General features: G+C 72.8%; 15 protein-coding genes. 12 read left to right on the top strand and 3 right to left on the bottom strand.

The window, feature by feature from the left end:
* The first annotated feature begins 28 nt into the window (after window positions 1–28).
* From EDF48_RS12850 to EDF48_RS12840, 3 genes are all read left to right on the top strand, one after another.
* Window positions 29–523 carry a hypothetical protein gene (locus EDF48_RS12850; RefSeq protein WP_131880429.1) on the top strand — a complete coding sequence of 165 codons (495 nt, stop codon included), beginning with the start codon at window positions 29–31 and terminating at the stop codon, window positions 521–523.
* A 19-nt stretch (window positions 524–542) separates the two neighbouring features.
* On the top strand, window positions 543–1,091 hold the full coding sequence (locus tag EDF48_RS12845; RefSeq protein WP_131880427.1) for a dihydrofolate reductase family protein: 549 nt from the start codon (window positions 543–545) through the stop codon (window positions 1,089–1,091).
* 103 nt (window positions 1,092–1,194) lie between these two features.
* Window positions 1,195–2,493 carry an NAD(P)/FAD-dependent oxidoreductase gene (locus EDF48_RS12840; protein WP_111084726.1) on the top strand — a complete coding sequence of 433 codons (1,299 nt, stop codon included), beginning with the start codon at window positions 1,195–1,197 and terminating at the stop codon, window positions 2,491–2,493.
* Window positions 2,494–2,758: 265 nt separating this feature from the next.
* Here the strand turns inward: EDF48_RS12840 and EDF48_RS12835 are convergent, their stop codons facing one another.
* Window positions 2,759–3,664, bottom strand: a complete 906-nt coding sequence (locus tag EDF48_RS12835; protein ID WP_131880425.1) for an SDR family oxidoreductase — start codon at window positions 3,662–3,664, stop codon at window positions 2,759–2,761.
* A 109-nt stretch (window positions 3,665–3,773) separates the two neighbouring features.
* Between EDF48_RS12835 and EDF48_RS12830 the strand changes: the two genes are divergently transcribed.
* Together EDF48_RS12830 and EDF48_RS12825 are read left to right on the top strand one after the other, a co-directional pair.
* Window positions 3,774–4,346, top strand: a complete 573-nt coding sequence (locus tag EDF48_RS12830) for a TetR/AcrR family transcriptional regulator (RefSeq protein ID WP_131880423.1) — start codon at window positions 3,774–3,776, stop codon at window positions 4,344–4,346.
* A gap of 35 nt (window positions 4,347–4,381) precedes the next feature.
* On the top strand, window positions 4,382–5,563 hold the full coding sequence (locus EDF48_RS12825) for an NAD(P)/FAD-dependent oxidoreductase (RefSeq protein WP_131880421.1): 1,182 nt from the start codon (window positions 4,382–4,384) through the stop codon (window positions 5,561–5,563).
* Window positions 5,564–5,593: 30 nt separating this feature from the next.
* Here the strand turns inward: EDF48_RS12825 and EDF48_RS12820 are convergent, their stop codons facing one another.
* Window positions 5,594–6,463 (bottom strand): UbiA family prenyltransferase, encoded by an 870-nt coding sequence (locus tag EDF48_RS12820; RefSeq protein WP_243692415.1) that lies wholly within the window; start codon window positions 6,461–6,463, stop codon window positions 5,594–5,596.
* Window positions 6,460–7,383: a DMT family transporter gene (locus EDF48_RS12815; RefSeq protein ID WP_111084731.1), complete on the bottom strand. Its 924-nt coding sequence runs from the start codon at window positions 7,381–7,383 to the stop codon at window positions 6,460–6,462. Before EDF48_RS12815 ends, EDF48_RS12820 begins: the two co-directional genes overlap by 4 nt.
* Before the next feature lie 71 nt (window positions 7,384–7,454).
* On the opposite strand from EDF48_RS12815, the gene EDF48_RS12810 reads away from it, so the two are divergent.
* From EDF48_RS12810 to EDF48_RS12780, 7 genes are all read left to right on the top strand, one after another.
* A complete protein-coding gene (locus tag EDF48_RS12810) occupies window positions 7,455–8,303 on the top strand; it encodes a LysR family transcriptional regulator (protein WP_131880419.1) in 849 nt (282 codons plus the stop codon).
* A gap of 74 nt (window positions 8,304–8,377) precedes the next feature.
* Window positions 8,378–8,812, top strand: a complete 435-nt coding sequence (locus tag EDF48_RS19475; RefSeq protein WP_131880417.1) for an excisionase family DNA-binding protein — start codon at window positions 8,378–8,380, stop codon at window positions 8,810–8,812.
* Between the two features lie 28 nt (window positions 8,813–8,840).
* Window positions 8,841–9,407 (top strand): PIN domain-containing protein, encoded by a 567-nt coding sequence (locus EDF48_RS12800; protein WP_132099842.1) that lies wholly within the window; start codon window positions 8,841–8,843, stop codon window positions 9,405–9,407.
* Between the two features lie 45 nt (window positions 9,408–9,452).
* Complete coding sequence (locus EDF48_RS12795) at window positions 9,453–10,265, top strand: fructosamine kinase family protein (protein WP_131880415.1); 813 nt, start codon at window positions 9,453–9,455, stop codon at window positions 10,263–10,265.
* Window positions 10,266–10,475: 210 nt separating this feature from the next.
* Window positions 10,476–12,635 (top strand): glycosyltransferase family 39 protein, encoded by a 2,160-nt coding sequence (locus EDF48_RS12790; RefSeq protein ID WP_243698103.1) that lies wholly within the window; start codon window positions 10,476–10,478, stop codon window positions 12,633–12,635.
* 35 nt (window positions 12,636–12,670) lie between these two features.
* Window positions 12,671–13,393: a response regulator transcription factor gene (locus EDF48_RS12785; protein ID WP_131880413.1), complete on the top strand. Its 723-nt coding sequence runs from the start codon at window positions 12,671–12,673 to the stop codon at window positions 13,391–13,393.
* Entirely contained in the window at window positions 13,390–14,979 is a 1,590-nt protein-coding gene (locus tag EDF48_RS12780) for a HAMP domain-containing sensor histidine kinase (protein ID WP_207906663.1), read from the top strand. The genes EDF48_RS12785 and EDF48_RS12780 overlap by 4 nt, the downstream gene beginning before the upstream one ends.
* Window positions 14,980–15,075: the final 96 nt, after the last annotated feature.

The raw sequence follows: 15,075 nt of genomic DNA, 5'->3' as shown, positions 1-15,075 counted from the left end.
CATAGGGGCGCGGTGTGCACTGCCTTCCATGAGCGACACCACTCCCACGAACGGCCACGAGCCGGGCAACGCCGCCCGCACTCCCTCGGCAGCGGCACCGGCCGGCTGGGGTTCGGCACCCACGCCGACCTCCACGGCGACCCTCGACGCACCCGCACCGAACCAGTACGCCCAGCAGCCCTACCGCTCCGACGCCGGATCCTGGAACGCCGGCGACCCGAACGGCGCCACCCCGTGGTACGGCGCCTCGGCCCCGACGAGCCGGAAGAGCACACCGAAGCCGCCGTGGTTCTGGCCCGTCCTGGCTGCGATCGTCGGACTCGCAGCACTGCTCGTCGGGGGTGGCATCGGCTTCGCCATCGGTCATGCGATCGGTGGGGACCAGTCCCAGTCGACCACGCAGGTGCCCGGGACGAACGGCGGCACGAACCAGTTCCCGGGCAACGGCACCGGGCAGCTCCCCGGGTACGGATCCGGCAGCGGCACGGACGGCAGCAGCAGCGACAGCGGCACCGGCAGCTGATCCGCAGTACGCTCCGGCCATGCGCAAGGTCACCGCAGGGCTCTTCACGTCGGTCGACGGCGTCGTGCAGGACCCGTACACGTTCCAGTACGACAGCTTCGACGACGAGCTCGGGGCCGGGATGGGCGCGTTCATGGCCCGCACCGACACCGTCCTGCTCGGCAGGAACAGCTACCTCGAGTGGTCCGAGTGGTGGCCGGCGCACCCCGACGACGGCTTCGGGCAGTGGATCAACCCGATCGAGAAGTACGTGGCCTCCACGACGCTCGGCGACGACCTGACGTGGCAGAACACCACCAGGATCCCGGGCGACCTCGACACCTTCGTCCGCGAGCTCAAGGAACGCGACGGCGCCGACATCGCGGTGTGCGGCAGCGTGAGCGTCGTCCGGCAGCTGCTGTTCGCGGGGCTCCTGGACGAGCTCCAGCTGATGGTGCACCCGGCGATCGCCGGCTCCGGCCGGAAGCTCTTCGAGCCGACCGACCCGGCCACGCGCCTGCGGCTGGTCGACAGCACCGTGACGAGCAAGGGGAACGTCGTGAGCACCTACGCACGGCGCGACGCCTGACGGAGCCGACCCGGGCCTCCCGGTCGGCAGTGGACGGGAGCGGTCCACAGCGCGCGTACCCTCGTGGGTGACCACCTCACGAACCGAAGAAAGCCGGATCAGCATGCCCCAGGACACCCGCCCGCACGTCGTCATCGTCGGCGGTGGATTCGCCGGTGTCGCTGCCATGCGCGAGCTGGCGGACGCTCCCGTCCGGGTGACGCTCGTCGACCGGCATGTCTACAACATGTTCCAGCCCCTCATGTACCAGGTGGCGACGGGCGGGCTGAACGCCGGCGATGTGACGTACTTCCTCCGCAGCCTGCGCGCCAAGCAGGACAACGCCGAGTTCCGGCACGGCCTGCTCACCGGCATCCGGACCGACGAACGCATCGCCGAGATGTCCGACGGCGAGCACCTGCACTACGACTACCTCGTGCTGGCGAACGGCGTGAACACGAGCTACTTCGGCACCCCGGGCGCCTACGAGTACGCGTACTCGATGTACTCCCGCTCGCAGGCCCTGCGGATCCGCGACGAGCTGTTCACCCGGTTGGAAGAGGCTGCCGCGAACCAGGGCCCCGACGAGATCAAGATCGTCATCGTGGGCGGCGGCGCGACCGGCGTCGAGATGGCCGGCGCACTCGCGGAGCTCCGCGACCAGGCACTCGAGGGGGCGTACCCCGAGCTGGACAAGGGTGCCATCACGATCACCCTCGTGCACCGCAGTGGCGAACTGCTCAAGCCGTTCGCTCCGCGCCTGCGCCGGTACGCGGCCAAGGTCCTGCGGAAGCGCGGCGTCGTCCTCCGGCTGAACACCGGCGTCTCCGAGGTCAAGACCGACGGCGTGATGACGGCCGACGGCGAGTTCATCCCCGCCTCGCAGGTCATCTGGGCCACCGGCGTCGCCGCCCACAAGGAGGTCTCGGGCTGGGGCCTGCCGCAGACCAGCGGCGGACGCATCCAGGTCGGCGACGACCTGCGCGTCAACGGCGCCGAGCGGATCTTCTCGGCCGGCGACATCGCGGCGCAGTCCGAGGCCCTCGCGCAGCTGGCCCAGCCGGCGCTGCAGGGTGGACGGCACGTCGCGAAGCAGATCAAGCGTCTGCTCGAGGGCAAGCCCACCGAGCACTTCAAGTACTTCGACAAGGGCACGATGGCGACCATCGGCACGAACGCCGCGGTCGCGCAGCTGCGGGGTGGCATCACGCTCGTCGGGCCCGTCGCGTGGCTGGCGTGGGTGGCCGTGCACATCGCGTCGCTGCTCGGCAACGGCAACCGGCTGTCGACGCTGTCGCACTTCTTCGTCCGCTACCTGTGGTTCATGCGGAAGCGTGCGATCCCGATCGTCGGCGACGTCCGGCCCGTGCGCCCGAACGGCGACCGCGAGCCGGAGCCGTGGCAGATGCAGAAGTCCGAGTAGTCGGCGCCGACGCGCTCGCGCGTCGCGCGTCGCTTCGCGGTTCGCTTCGTGAGTAGAAATGGTCGGGTCCGGTGACTGAACCCGACCATTTCTGCTCACCATGCGCCGTGGTTCGGACCGGCGACGGCCGGGAGGCGCGGGGCGGGGCCGCCACGGGCCTCCCGTCCGTTGCCGGGGCGCGTGGGGCTGGCGCCGACTCGGAACGACCATGTCGACGTCGTGCGACATCGAACTCGTCGTTCGGAGTCTCGCAGGGACCGGTCGCCTACGCGACCCGCACGCCGGAGTAGGCGCCGGCGGCGATGTCCTCGAGCAGTCCGGGGCCGGTGGGCTCCCACCCGAGGAGCTCGCGGGTGGCGTCGGACGTGGCGGACATCTCCATGCCGAAGAACCGGCCGATGAACCCGAAGTGCGCGTCCGCGTCCGCCGGGTCGATCGAGGTCACCGGCAGCCCGAGGACCTCGCCGATGGCCTCGGCGATCGCCCGGGTCGGGATCGCGGTCTCGGCGACGGCGTGCATCCGAGTGCCGGCCGGCGCCTGCTCCAGACCGAGGCGGACGAGCCGGGCGGCGTCGGTGACGTGCACGGCGGACCAGCTGTTGGTGCCGTCGCCGACGTAGCCGGAGACGCCGCGCTGCCGGGCGGCGCCGACGATCGCGGCGATGAAGCCGTGGTCACCGGTGCCGTGCGTGGTGGGGCTGAACCGGGCAGCGATCGTGCGTACCCCCTGGCCGACGAAGTCGAAGCCGCGGTTCTCGCTGCCGCCGCGCATGCTGTCCGGGCCGACGAACGGGTTGGCGTCCCCTTCGGTCGAGGGGCGGCCCTGGGCGAGCCCGGCGACGCCCGATGCGAGGACGAACGGGCGGTCGGTGCCGACGAGCGCTGCACCGATGGTCTCGACGGCGGCCCGCTCGCTGGCATTGGTGGCGGCGGCGTTCGCCCAGTCGTGCTTGTTGGCGAGGTGCAGCACGCCCTCGGCCTCGGAAGCGCCGCGGCGGATGGCGTCCAGGTCGTCGAGGTCGCCCCGGACGACGTCGACGCCCTTCGCGTCGAGCGCTGCGGCCGAGGCGTCGGACCGGGCGAGTCCGGTGACGGTGTGTCCGGCGGCGAGCAGGTCGTCGACGGTGTGGGAGCCGATCCAGCCGGAGGCCCCGGTGACGAACACGTGCATGAGTGGTCCTTTCGCAGGCGTCCACGGCGGTGATGTCATGAACTGACATCACCGTAGCACTCGATGTCAGCCGCTGTCATCAAGTTGTTCTGATCAGTAGACTCTCCACATGGCTCGCTGGCAACCCGGAACGCGTGAACGACTGCAGGCGGTCGCGCTGCAGCTCTTCGCGTCCGAGGGCTACGACGGCACCACGGTCGCGCGGATCGCCGCCGAGGCCCAGGTCACCGAGCGCACCTTCTTCCGGCACTTCGCGGACAAGCGCGAGGTCCTGTTCGCCGGCCAGGACGACTTCCTCGCGATGTTCGTCGACCCGATCACGGCCGCCCCGGCCGACGCGGCGCCCTTCGACCTGGTCGGACGCGCCCTCGACGCCGCCGCCGGGTTCTTCCCCGAGGACCGCCGGTCGTGGTCGCGGGCCCGGCAGACGATCATCGACGCGAACGCAGCGCTCGGCGAACGGGAGCTCGGCAAGCTCGCCACCCTGAAGGCGCGCCTGGGCGAGGTCATGCGCGAGCGCGGCGTCCCCGAACCAGCGGCGACGATGGCCGCCGAGACCGCCGTGACGGTGTTCCACCTGTCCTTCGCCCAGTGGATCGCTCCGGGTGAGGAGCGTCCGTTCGCTGCGATCGTGCACGAACGGCTGGACGCGCTGGCGACGCTGGTGCACCCCGCTCGCTGAGTGCCCCGGAGCACGCCCGACCGTAGGCTCGGCCCGTGACCACGGAGCGCACCGACGTCCTCGTCGTCGGCGGTGGTCCCGTCGGCCTCTTCCTCGCCGCGCTGCTGGCTGCGCAGGGCATCGCCGTGCAGGTGTGGGAGCGTCGCCCCGGTCCACCCGAGGGGTCGCGCGCCATCGGCATCCACCCGCCGTCCCTCGACGCCTTCGCCGCGATCGGGCTCGACGTCCCGGTGCTCGCCGAGGCCACTCTCGTGCGCACCGGCGTCGCGCGGAGCCGCGGGCGGACGCTCGGCACGCTGACCTTCGACCGCGCCTCGGACACCCACCCGTACGTCGCGACGCTCGACCAGCACCGCACCGAGTCCCTGCTGCGGGATCGGCTGGCCACTGCCGATGGGGCAGCGCTGCGCACCGGGACGACGGTGACCGCCCTGTCCCGGCACTGTGACCACGTCGACGCGGTCGGCTCCGGCCCAGACGGCGCACCGGTCACCGTCCGAGCGGCGTTCGTCGTCGGGGCCGACGGCGCACGGAGCATCGTCCGTGACCTGCTCGGCATCGGCACCACCGGACGCGACTACCCCGACCGCTACGTGATGGGCGACTTCGCCGACCCCGAAGGCGCCGACGCCCGGACCGCGGCCCTGGTGGACGTCGGCCCCGGAGGCGTCGTCGAGTCCTTCCCCCTGCCGCACAGTCGGCGCCGGTACGTCGCCCTGGTGCCGGACTCGCTGGCGTTCGCCCCGAGCGGCGCGACCCCCGACCCGGAGACGGCCGCACGACTGGCCGCGATCGTCGCCGCACGCACCGGCGTCGTCCCGGATCCGTCCTCCTGCACGATGCTCAGCGGCTTCCGGGCGCGGCGCCGCGTCGCCGACCGCGTCGGGGTCGGCCGGGTCGTGCTCGTCGGCGATGCCGCCCACGAGATCAGCCCGATCGGCGGGCAGGGCATGAACCTCGGCTGGCTCGACGCGGCCGAGCTCGCGCCGTTGCTCGCCGGTGCGGTCCGGACCGGCGTGGCCGGACCGTGGCCCGGCTACGCCGCCCGCCGCCAGGCAGCCGCCCGCCGTGCGGCCCGGCAGGCCGAGGCGAACATGGGGCTCGGTCGTCCGCTCGGTGCCGCCTCCACCATCGGACGGGAGGCGCTGCTCCGGACGGTCCTGTCGCTGCCGACCGCGCACGGCCTGGCTCGGCTCTACGCCATGCGCTGGGCCTGACGGCTCGCGTCGGCGCGCGGCCGGCTCGCGTCAGGCGACGAGTCGCGCCCCGGCGACACCGAGCTCGACGACGAGCACCAGGGACGACGCGATGACGAGCCGGAACAGGGTCCGCGACGCCCGTCCCGCCAGCACCAGCCGGACCCCCACCACGGCGAGCGCCAGCACGACGACCGCTCCGACCACGGCCAGTACGACCCCGCCGCCGCGGACCGGGTCGTCACCGAGCACCTGTCCGCCGAGCACCAGGCCGGCCGCGACGACGAGCGACCCGAACGCGACGATCCCGGCTCCCCGGAGCCCGAGGCGGTGCGGGAACCCGCGGACCCCGGTGGCGGCGTCGTCGACCAGGTCGGGCAGGACGTTCGTGCAGTGGATCGCGACGCCGAACACCGCGCCGGTGGCGATCGCCCACCACGCCGGCCACAGCTGCTCGGGACCGGCGGACACCGCGACCACGGGCAGCAGCCCGAACGCGACGACGAACGGCACGACCGACCACACGGTGCGCTTGAGCCCGGCGTCGTAGGCCCACCCCGCGGCGACGAGCACCAGGTGCGCGACGGCGGCGACGGGCCCGAGGAACAGCGAGAGGACCACGGCGACCCCGGCGGTCACGAACGCCGCCGTGCGGACCGTCTCGACCGCGATGAGCCCGCGGGCGACGGGCTTGTCGCTCCGGCCGACGGCACGGTCGCGGTCGGCGTCGATCCAGTCGTTCGCCAGGCCGATCGACAGCTGGCCGGCGACCACCGTCAGCGCGACCAGGACCACGAGCCACACCGGGTGTCCGACCGCCGCGGCGATGACGGCGGCGAGCACCGTGACCGTGACGGTCGGGCCGGGGTGGGACGAGGCGAACAGCAGTCGCACCACGTGGGGGTCCTGGCCGGAAGTCACCCGGCCAGCGTACGGGCGGGGCGTGCCGGGCGACGCAGACTCCGACGGCCGAGCACCCCCGAGGCCAGCGCGATGCCGAGCAGCACGACCAGTCCGCCCACCGGCTCGTTCCACCGCACGCGCTCACCGAGCACGAGCACGCCGAGCGCCACGCCGACCACCGGCGTCAGGTAGGTGACCGTCGACGCCCGACCGGCGCCCCACGCCTGGACCAGGCGCGTGTTCCACGCGTAGGCCAGCCCCGTGCCGACGCAACCGAGCGCGACCATCGCGGCCACGATCCTCCCGTCCAGCTGTACCGGGCCGGTGGCGATGGCGGGCGCGACCAGCAGGAGCATGCCCGACGCCAGCGTGAGCTGCACCGTCGCGATCGTGACCGGGTCGTACGCGCTGCCCACCGCCACGCGGCGCAGGTAAGCGAGGCCGATGCCGTAGGACGCGGTCATGCCGAGCAACGCCACCTGCCCCGGGACGCTCGCCAGGACGGCCGGGTCGCCGAGCAGGTCCCACGGACCGACGAGCACCAGCACGCCGACGATGCCGACCACGATCCCGGCCACCTGCCGGCCCCGCAGCCGCTCGGAGGGCACGAGCACCGCGAGCGCCGCCAGCGTCATGATCGGGGTCGTCGCGTTGTAGATGCTCGCGAGCCCGGACGGCACGGTCTGCTCGGCCCACGCCATCAGCGACGACGGCAGGGCGTTCAGGAAGAACGCGACGACTGCCAGGTGCGCCCACACGCGGGGCTCCCGCGGCCAGCGTCGACGGGTCGCGAGCAGCAGCACGACGAGCGTCACGCCGCCCAGGACGGTCCGCACGGTGGCGACCTGCTGCGGTGCGAGTCCGTCGAGGCCGATCTTCGCGAAGAGGAAGCTCGAGCCCCAGGTGAGGGCGACGAGACCGTAGAGGAGGGCGTTCATGTGGCCTAGTGTCGAACCACCAACGCCCATGCGGCAAACGCATGGGGTTCATGCCGACATGAGGAGCACGCATGACCGTCTCGGTCCCCCAGCTCCGTGCGTTCGTCGCCACGCTCGACGCCGGGTCGTTCACGTCCGCGGCCTCCGTGCTCGGCGTCGGCCAGTCGGCCGTCTCGCACGCCGTCGCCGGGCTCGAGCGCGAGGTCGGCGGGCCGGTCGTCCGGCGCGGTGCGGTCGCCGTCCCGACACCCCTGGGCGACCGCCTGCTCGCCCACGCCCGCAGCGTGCTCGCCTCGGTCGACGCCCTGGAGGCAGTGGTCCGGCCCGCCACAGCGCGCGGCACCGTGCGACTCGCGGCCGTCCCCACCGTCTGCCAGGGCCTGCTGCCGCGGCTCCGCGAGCTGTGGGCGGTGACGTTGCCCGACGTCGACGTGCAGGTCTACGAGGGCGACGACGACGAGATGCCCGAGTGGCTCGAGAGCGGCACCGTGGACGCTGCCGTGCTCGTCGACCCCGCGCCGGTGCCGGCCGGGGGCGTCGTCGTCGCCCGGGACGAGATGGCCGCCGTCGTCCGGCGCGACCACCCGCTCGCCGAGCTGCCCGCGCTCACGCTCGACGACCTGCACGAGGACGGCCTGGTCGCGGGCGGCGGCGGGTGCGAGTACCAGATCCAGAAGCTGCACGAGCTCGACGGACGCCCCTTCCGGTACGCCCACCGCGTGCGGGAGATGAGCACCATGTTCGGGATGATCGAACGGGGCGAGGGCGTCTCGATCGTGCCGACGCTCGGCCGGGTGATGCTGCCGCCGGACCTCGTGATGGTGCCGATGGCCCGGCGACTCGAGCGGACCCTGGTGCTGAGCGGCCCGTCGTCGCGCGAGTGGCACCCGCTGGCGAGGGCGCTGGTCGACGCGGTCTGACGGGTTGCACTTGCAAGTGCAACCCCGGTACCGTTGAGCCAGTTGCCCACCAACGGACGCGAGACGGAGACCCGATGCGCCAGACCACGACGCCACGGCCCCTCCGCGTCGACGAGGTCGCTCGCGCCGAGGCCGTCGACCTCGTCGAGCGCGCTGGCGATCGACAGGTCGTGACCGTCGAGCTCCACCTCGACGACGGCACGGAACTCGTGCTCCCGGAGCGACTCGGAGGCTTCGTCGCGAACCTCGTCCGCAGCATGGCCGACGGGGCTGGCGTGTCGACGAGCATCCTCCCCGACGAGATGACGACGACCGTCGCCGCCGACGTCATCGGGATCTCCCGACCCACCTTGATGAAGGCCATCGGCCGAGGTGAGATCGCTGCACACACTGTCGGGACCCACCACCGGCTCCGGCGCGCGGACGTCCTCGCAGCCCGAGACGCACGACGGGTCACCCGCGCTGCGGCAGCTCGCGAACTGCTCGAGTCCGGTGAGGCCTTCGACTGACACCCGGTCAAGGTAGGCTTGATATGTGATGCTTCAGCGGGTCTTCGTCGACGCGAACGTCTTCTGCAGCCGGACGTTGCGAGACTGGACGTGCCTGCTCCGACTCCACACGGACGGCATGTTCCAGCTCCACACGACCGAGGACGTACTGGCCGAGACCACGCACACCCTCCGCCGACTGCACCCCGACAGGCCGGGGTCGGCCGTCTCCCGGCTGCGAGCAGCGATCCTCGACTCGATCGACGAGCTCGTCGACGACTTCGACGCCACGGTCGAGTACCACGGAACCGATCCCGACGACCGGCACGTGCACGCCGCCGCGATCGCCTGCGGGGCGCACGTCCTCCTCACGCAGGACCGTGGTCTCCGCGCGACGGATGCAGCGATGTACGAGGTGTACCGCTGTGACGAGTTCTTCAGCCTGGTCGACGACTCGGCGCCGTGGATCGTGCGCGACGTCGTGCGCGAGCAGGCGCGGTACTGGTCCAGCCGTCCCCGCGGCGCACGGAAGAGCCTGCCCGGGGCGCTCCGTGACGCCGATTGTCCGACGTTCGCCGGGCGGGTGGAACGACATCTGCGGTTCCTCGCCGGATGACCGTGCGCTGAACGGACGACGGGGACCCCTCGGCAGGATGGACCGATGGCCGAGACGCACGTGAAGACCTTCACCACCCCGGACGAAGCGGCAGCCGAAGCCGCCGGCCTCGGCTGGCTCGCCGAGGCCGAAGACGCTGGCGGCACCAGGATCGCGCGGGTGCTGGACCGGCCGGCCACGACCGTGCTCGACCTCGAGCTGATCACTGACGGCTCCCCCACCGCCGCACAGGCCGAGCGCTTCGGACGCTCCCTCGCGCACACCCACGCCGCCGGCGCCGACCACTGGGGCGCACCGCCCGCCGGCTGGACGACGGGTTCCGCGCTCCGGATGGGACGCTCCCGCACCCCGTTCGTCGACGCAGCGCATGCACCGAGTACCTGGGGCGCGTTCTTCGCCGAGTACCGGATCCGCGACTTCGTCCGCCGAATCGTCGACGCCGGCGGGTTCGACCACGCCCAGGCGGCCGTGTTCGAGCGGGTCGCCGACCGGGTGCAGGACGGCACGCTCGGGTCGCCGCAGCCCGCACTCGTCGGGGACCGGCCCGCGCGGCTGCACGGCGACCTGTGGGCCGGCAACGTGCTCTGGCCGACGGACGCGTCCGAACCGACCGGCGCGGTGCTCATCGACCCGATCGCGCACGGCGGGCACGCCGAGACCGACCTGGCGCTGCTCGGACTGTTCGGGCTGCCTCGGTTGGAGACGGTGCTCGCCGCCTACGACCGGGAGTCGCGGCTCGCCGACGGCTGGCAGGAGCGCGTCGAGCTCCACCAGCTCGCGCCGCTGCTGCTGCACGTGTTCCTGTTCGGTGGGTCGTACACGGGGGCGGCCCTGCACGCGGCGCAGCGGTACGCCTGACCCGCGCACGGTGCGGGCTCGCTCGGCCCGTGCGAGGTTGCTCGACCGGGGACCGGCGCCGCACCGTGCGCCGCCCCAGCCCCGCCAGCCCGGCCGGCGCCGAGTCAGCCAACCTCGCACCGTGCATCCTTAGGCCGCGCACAGCCGGCGCAGTGCCGCGCTCGGGGAACGCCCCGGATGCTCATCGACATGACCACGTACCCGATACCCGTGACCGATCGAAGGGGCCCCGCGCTGACCGACGCGCAGGATCGGCGTCGCAAGCCGCTCGCCCGCCTGTTCCTCGGCGAGCGCGAGGACGCCCGCTGGCTCCGGCCGGCGTTCTGGGCGCTCCTCGCCGTGACCGCCGTGGTGTACCTCTGGGACCTGAGCGTCTCGGGGTACGCCAACAGCTTCTACGCCGCCGCCGTGCAGGCCGGCACGAAGTCGTGGGAGGCGTTCTTCTTCGGCTCCCTCGACTCGTCGAACTTCATCACGGTCGACAAACCCCCGGCGTCGCTCTGGGTGATGGTGTTGTCGGCCCGGCTGTTCGGCTTCTCGAGCTTCAGTCTGCTGCTCCCCCAGGCACTCATGGCCGTGGGCTCGGTCGCGCTGGTGTGGGGCACGGTCCGTCGCACCCTCGCCCGCGTCGGCACCACCACCGCGAACGTGGGCGCCCTGCTCGCCGGCTTCGTCGTCGCGGCCACGCCGGCGGCGGCCCTGATGTTCCGCTTCGACAACCCGGACGCGATGCTCGTGTTCCTGATGACCGTCGGCGCGTACTGCACGGTCCGGGCACTGCCGCGGGGCAGCTGGAAGTGGATCGCCCTCGCCGGGGTCGCCCTCGGCTTCGCGTTCCTGACGAAGATGCTGCAGGGGCTGCTCGTCCTGCCGGCCTTCGGCCTCGTCTACCTGTTCGCCGCCCGCACCACCTGGGGCAAGCGCGTCATCGGGCTGCTCATCGCCGCTGGGTCCCTCGTGGTGTCGGCCGGTTGGTGGATCGTCGCCGTGTGGCTGTGGCCGGCCGAGTCCCGCCCGTACATCGGCGGTTCGACGAACAACACCGTCCTCGACCTGGTGTTCGGCTACAACGGCCTCGGTCGGATCTTCGGCGGCTCGGGCAACGGTGGCGGAGGCGGTGGCATGACCGGCGGCACAGCGGGTGGCTCCTTCGGTGGCTCGACGGGCCTGAACCGGCTGTTCTCGTCCGAGATGGGGCTCGAGATCTCGTGGCTCCTGCCCGCAGCGCTCATCGCACTGGTGGTCGGTCTGGTCGTCGTCGGACGCCGTCACCTGGCCGACCCGGCCCGCGCCGGACTCGTCCTGTGGGGCGGCTGGCTCCTGGTCACCGGCCTGGTGTTCTCGTACATGTCCGGCACGATCCACCCGTACTACACGGTCGCGTTGGCACCGGCGATCGCCGGGCTCGTCGGCACCGGTGGCGCGCTGCTCTGGCACGCACGAGCGCGGTTCGTCGGCCGGCTCGGCCTGGCCGCGATGATCGGCATCACCGCCTTCTGGGGCTGGTGCCTCCTCAATGAGAACCCGACGTGGCTGCCGTGGCTCCGCTGGGTGATGCTGGCCGGCGGGCTGCTGTCCGCAGCGCTCGTGGTGATGGGCAGTGTCCCGTCGCTCCGCAAGCTGGTCACGGTCGGCGTCCTCGCGGGCACCCTGTTCGGGCTCATCGGCACCACGGCCTACGCCCTCGCCACGACGACCGTCGCGCACTCCGGTTCGATCCCGAGCGTCGGTCCGGCGGGCAGCAGCTCCGGTGGGATGGGCGGCGGCACCGGCGGCTTCCCGGGAGGCACGGGCGGACCGGGTGGGTCGACCTCCGGCTCCGACGACGGCGGCTCCGACAGCACGTCCGACTCCCAGCAGGGTCCCGGCGGGACCCCGCCGGAGGGCGCGTCCGGCGAGGCGCCGGAGATGCCGGACGGCACGTCCGGCACGGCACCGGGCAGTGGCCAGGACGGCACGGACGACGCGACCTCCGAGGGTGGGTCGGGGACGGGCCTCCAGACCGGGGGCGGTGGCGAAGGTGCGTCGACCTCGTCGGCACTGCAGAAGCTGCTCGAGGCGTCCGACGCGAAGTGGGCGGCCGCCGTCAACGGATCGCAGTCGGCCGCGCAGCTCGAACTCGACACCGACACCGCCGTCATGGCGATCGGTGGCTGGTCGAGCGACCCGGCACCCACGCTCGCGCAGTTCAAGGCGTACGTCGCCGACGGGGACATCGGGTACTACGTCTCCTCCGGCTCCGGCTCCGGTGGCGGCGGCATGGGCGGCGGGTCGTCCACCGCATCGGCGATCCAGGAGTGGGTCGCGGCGAACTACGAGTCGACGACGGTCGGCGGGCAGACCGTCTACGACCTGAGCAGCACGAAGTGATCGACGACGAGGGCGCGGTGGATAGGCTCGCGGACGTGACCGGCCAACCGCTGCAGCGCACCGACGGCTCACCCGTCCGCGCCCTCGTCGTCGACGACGAGCACGCCCTGGCCGACGCCGTCGCCCTCGCGTTCGAGGGGGACGGCTGGGCCGTGCGGGCGGTGCACCGAGGACGCGACGTCCTGTTCGCCGCGCGGGAGTTCCAACCCGACGTCATCGTCCTCGACGTGATGCTGCCGGACATCGACGGGTTCGAGGTGCTCGAGCGGCTCCGCGACTCCCGCGACGCCGTCCGTGTGCTCTTCCTCACCGCGCGCGACGCCCCCGAGGACCGGCTCGCCGGACTCACCGGCGGCGGGGACGACTACCTGACGAAGCCCTTCGGCATCGACGAGCTGCTCGTCCGGGCGCGGATCCTCGCACGGACCTCCGCTCGGGTCGCAGCGGTGGGCGGGAGCGCCGAGGTGGTGGTCGGTGACCTCCGCCTCGACGAGGACGCCCGCGCCGTCAGCCGTGCCGGCGAACCGATCGAGCTCACACCGACCGAGTACGAGCTGCTGCGGCACCTGGCGCGGAACGCCAACCGGGTGCTCTCGCGGGAACAGCTGCTCGCGGGCGTCTGGGGCATGGACTTCGGGTCGTCGTCGAACCTGGTCGACATGTACGTGTCGTACCTGCGGAAGAAGCTCGACGCCGGACGCGAGCCGATGCTGCAGACCGTGCGCGGGGCAGGGTACGTCTTGCGGCCGACGACGTGAGCCGATCGACGAAGGCGATCCGGGCCCGTCCGACCCGCGCCGGACGGGTGCCGTCGTTGCGGTGGCGGGTCGTGGCTGCCGTCGCGCTCCTGCTCGTCGCGACGAACGTCGTCGTCGGAGCGGTGACCGTCGTCGCGTTCCGGGGGTACCTGGTCGACCGCCTCGACGCGGAGCTGTCGACAGCGGCGAACCGGACCGTCGGCGGCCGGGACGGCGCGGACGCACCCACCGGCCCGCCGCCCGGGTCGTCGTCGGGATCGTCGTCGGGATCGTCGTCGGGATCGTCGTCGGACCGTCCGGATCCGGACAACGCCTTCATCGGGGCGCCGGGGCAGTCCGCCGGCACCGTCGTCGCGATCGTCCGCGACGGCACCGTGGTGCTCGGCGGGTACACCGACAGCGACGGCGACCAGCACGGGCTCTCGTCGGCACAACGGCGGACGCTCACCGCGGTCGACAGCGGCGCCGCCCCCGCGACGATCGACCTCGGCTCGCTCGGCACCTACCGGGTGCAGGCGGTCGGGGACGACGGCGACGTGTTCGTCACCGCACTCCCCCTCGGCGACCTGAACGCCGCCATCGCCCGCCTGTTGCTCGTCATCGGGATCGTCACGGTGCTGGGCCTCGTCGTCGCAGCGTGGGCCCTCGCACTGCTCGTGCGGCGGTCCCTCCGACCGCTCGAACGCGTCGCCGCGGTCGCCTCCGGGGTGACCGACCTCGACCTCGAACGCGGCGACACCGACATCCCGGTGCGGGTCGCCGACGCCGACCTCACCGCGAACCGCGAGGTCGGGCAGGTCGGCACCGCACTGAACCGGCTGCTCGGGCACGTCGCCCGGGCGCTCACGGTGCGCCGCGACGCCGAGGCCGGCATGCGGACATTCGTCGCCGACGCCTCGCACGAGCTGCGGACGCCGATCGCGACCGTCCGGGCCTACGCCGAGCTGACCGCGCGCTCGTCGGACCTCGACGCGATCCACCGGAACGTCGACCGGATCGGCCGGGAGGCCGTGCGGATGGGCGACCTCGTCGAGGAGCTCCTGCTGCTCGCGCGGCTCGACGCGACGGCCCTGGCGTCCGGGGCTCCGGTGTCCCCGATCGTGCGCGAACCCGTCGACCTGACCTCGATCGTGGTCGAGGCGACGATGGACGCCCGCGCCACCGCTCCCGGGCACCGGTGGACCCTGCAGATCGTCGACGACCACCCGCTGACCGTGACGGGTGACGCGGAGCAGCTGCGCCGCGTCGTGACGAACCTGCTCGCGAACGCCCGGACGCACACCCCGACCGGGACCGCGGTGGTGGTGTCGCTGCAGCGGGTGGGACCGTCCGGTGCTGGTGCGGCCGCTCGCCTCGTCGTGGCCAACGACGGGCCGCCGATCCCGGCCGACGCCCTGCCGACCCTGTTCGACCGGTTCACCCGGGGTGAGGCCTCGCGGACCCGTGCGCAGGGACAGGGGACGAGCGGCCTCGGGCTGGCGATCGTGCAGGCCGTGGTGTCGGCGCACGGCGGGAGCGTGCGGGTGGCCTCCGGCCCCGGTCGGACGGCGTTCACGGTGGACCTGCCGGGGCCGCCCGCTTCGTGACGCCCGCCTCGCCCGCTTCGTGAGCAGAAATGGTCGAGTCCTCTGGCGCGACTCGACCATTGCTGCTCACGAAAGACGCCGATCCCGACGGCGACG

The sequence above is a fragment of the Curtobacterium sp. PhB191 genome (assembly GCF_004346515.1).
Classification (GTDB): Bacteria; Actinomycetota; Actinomycetes; order Actinomycetales; family Microbacteriaceae; genus Curtobacterium.
Note: the sequence above shows the minus strand (reverse complement) of the source record. Positions and strands in the feature narration are given on the sequence as shown.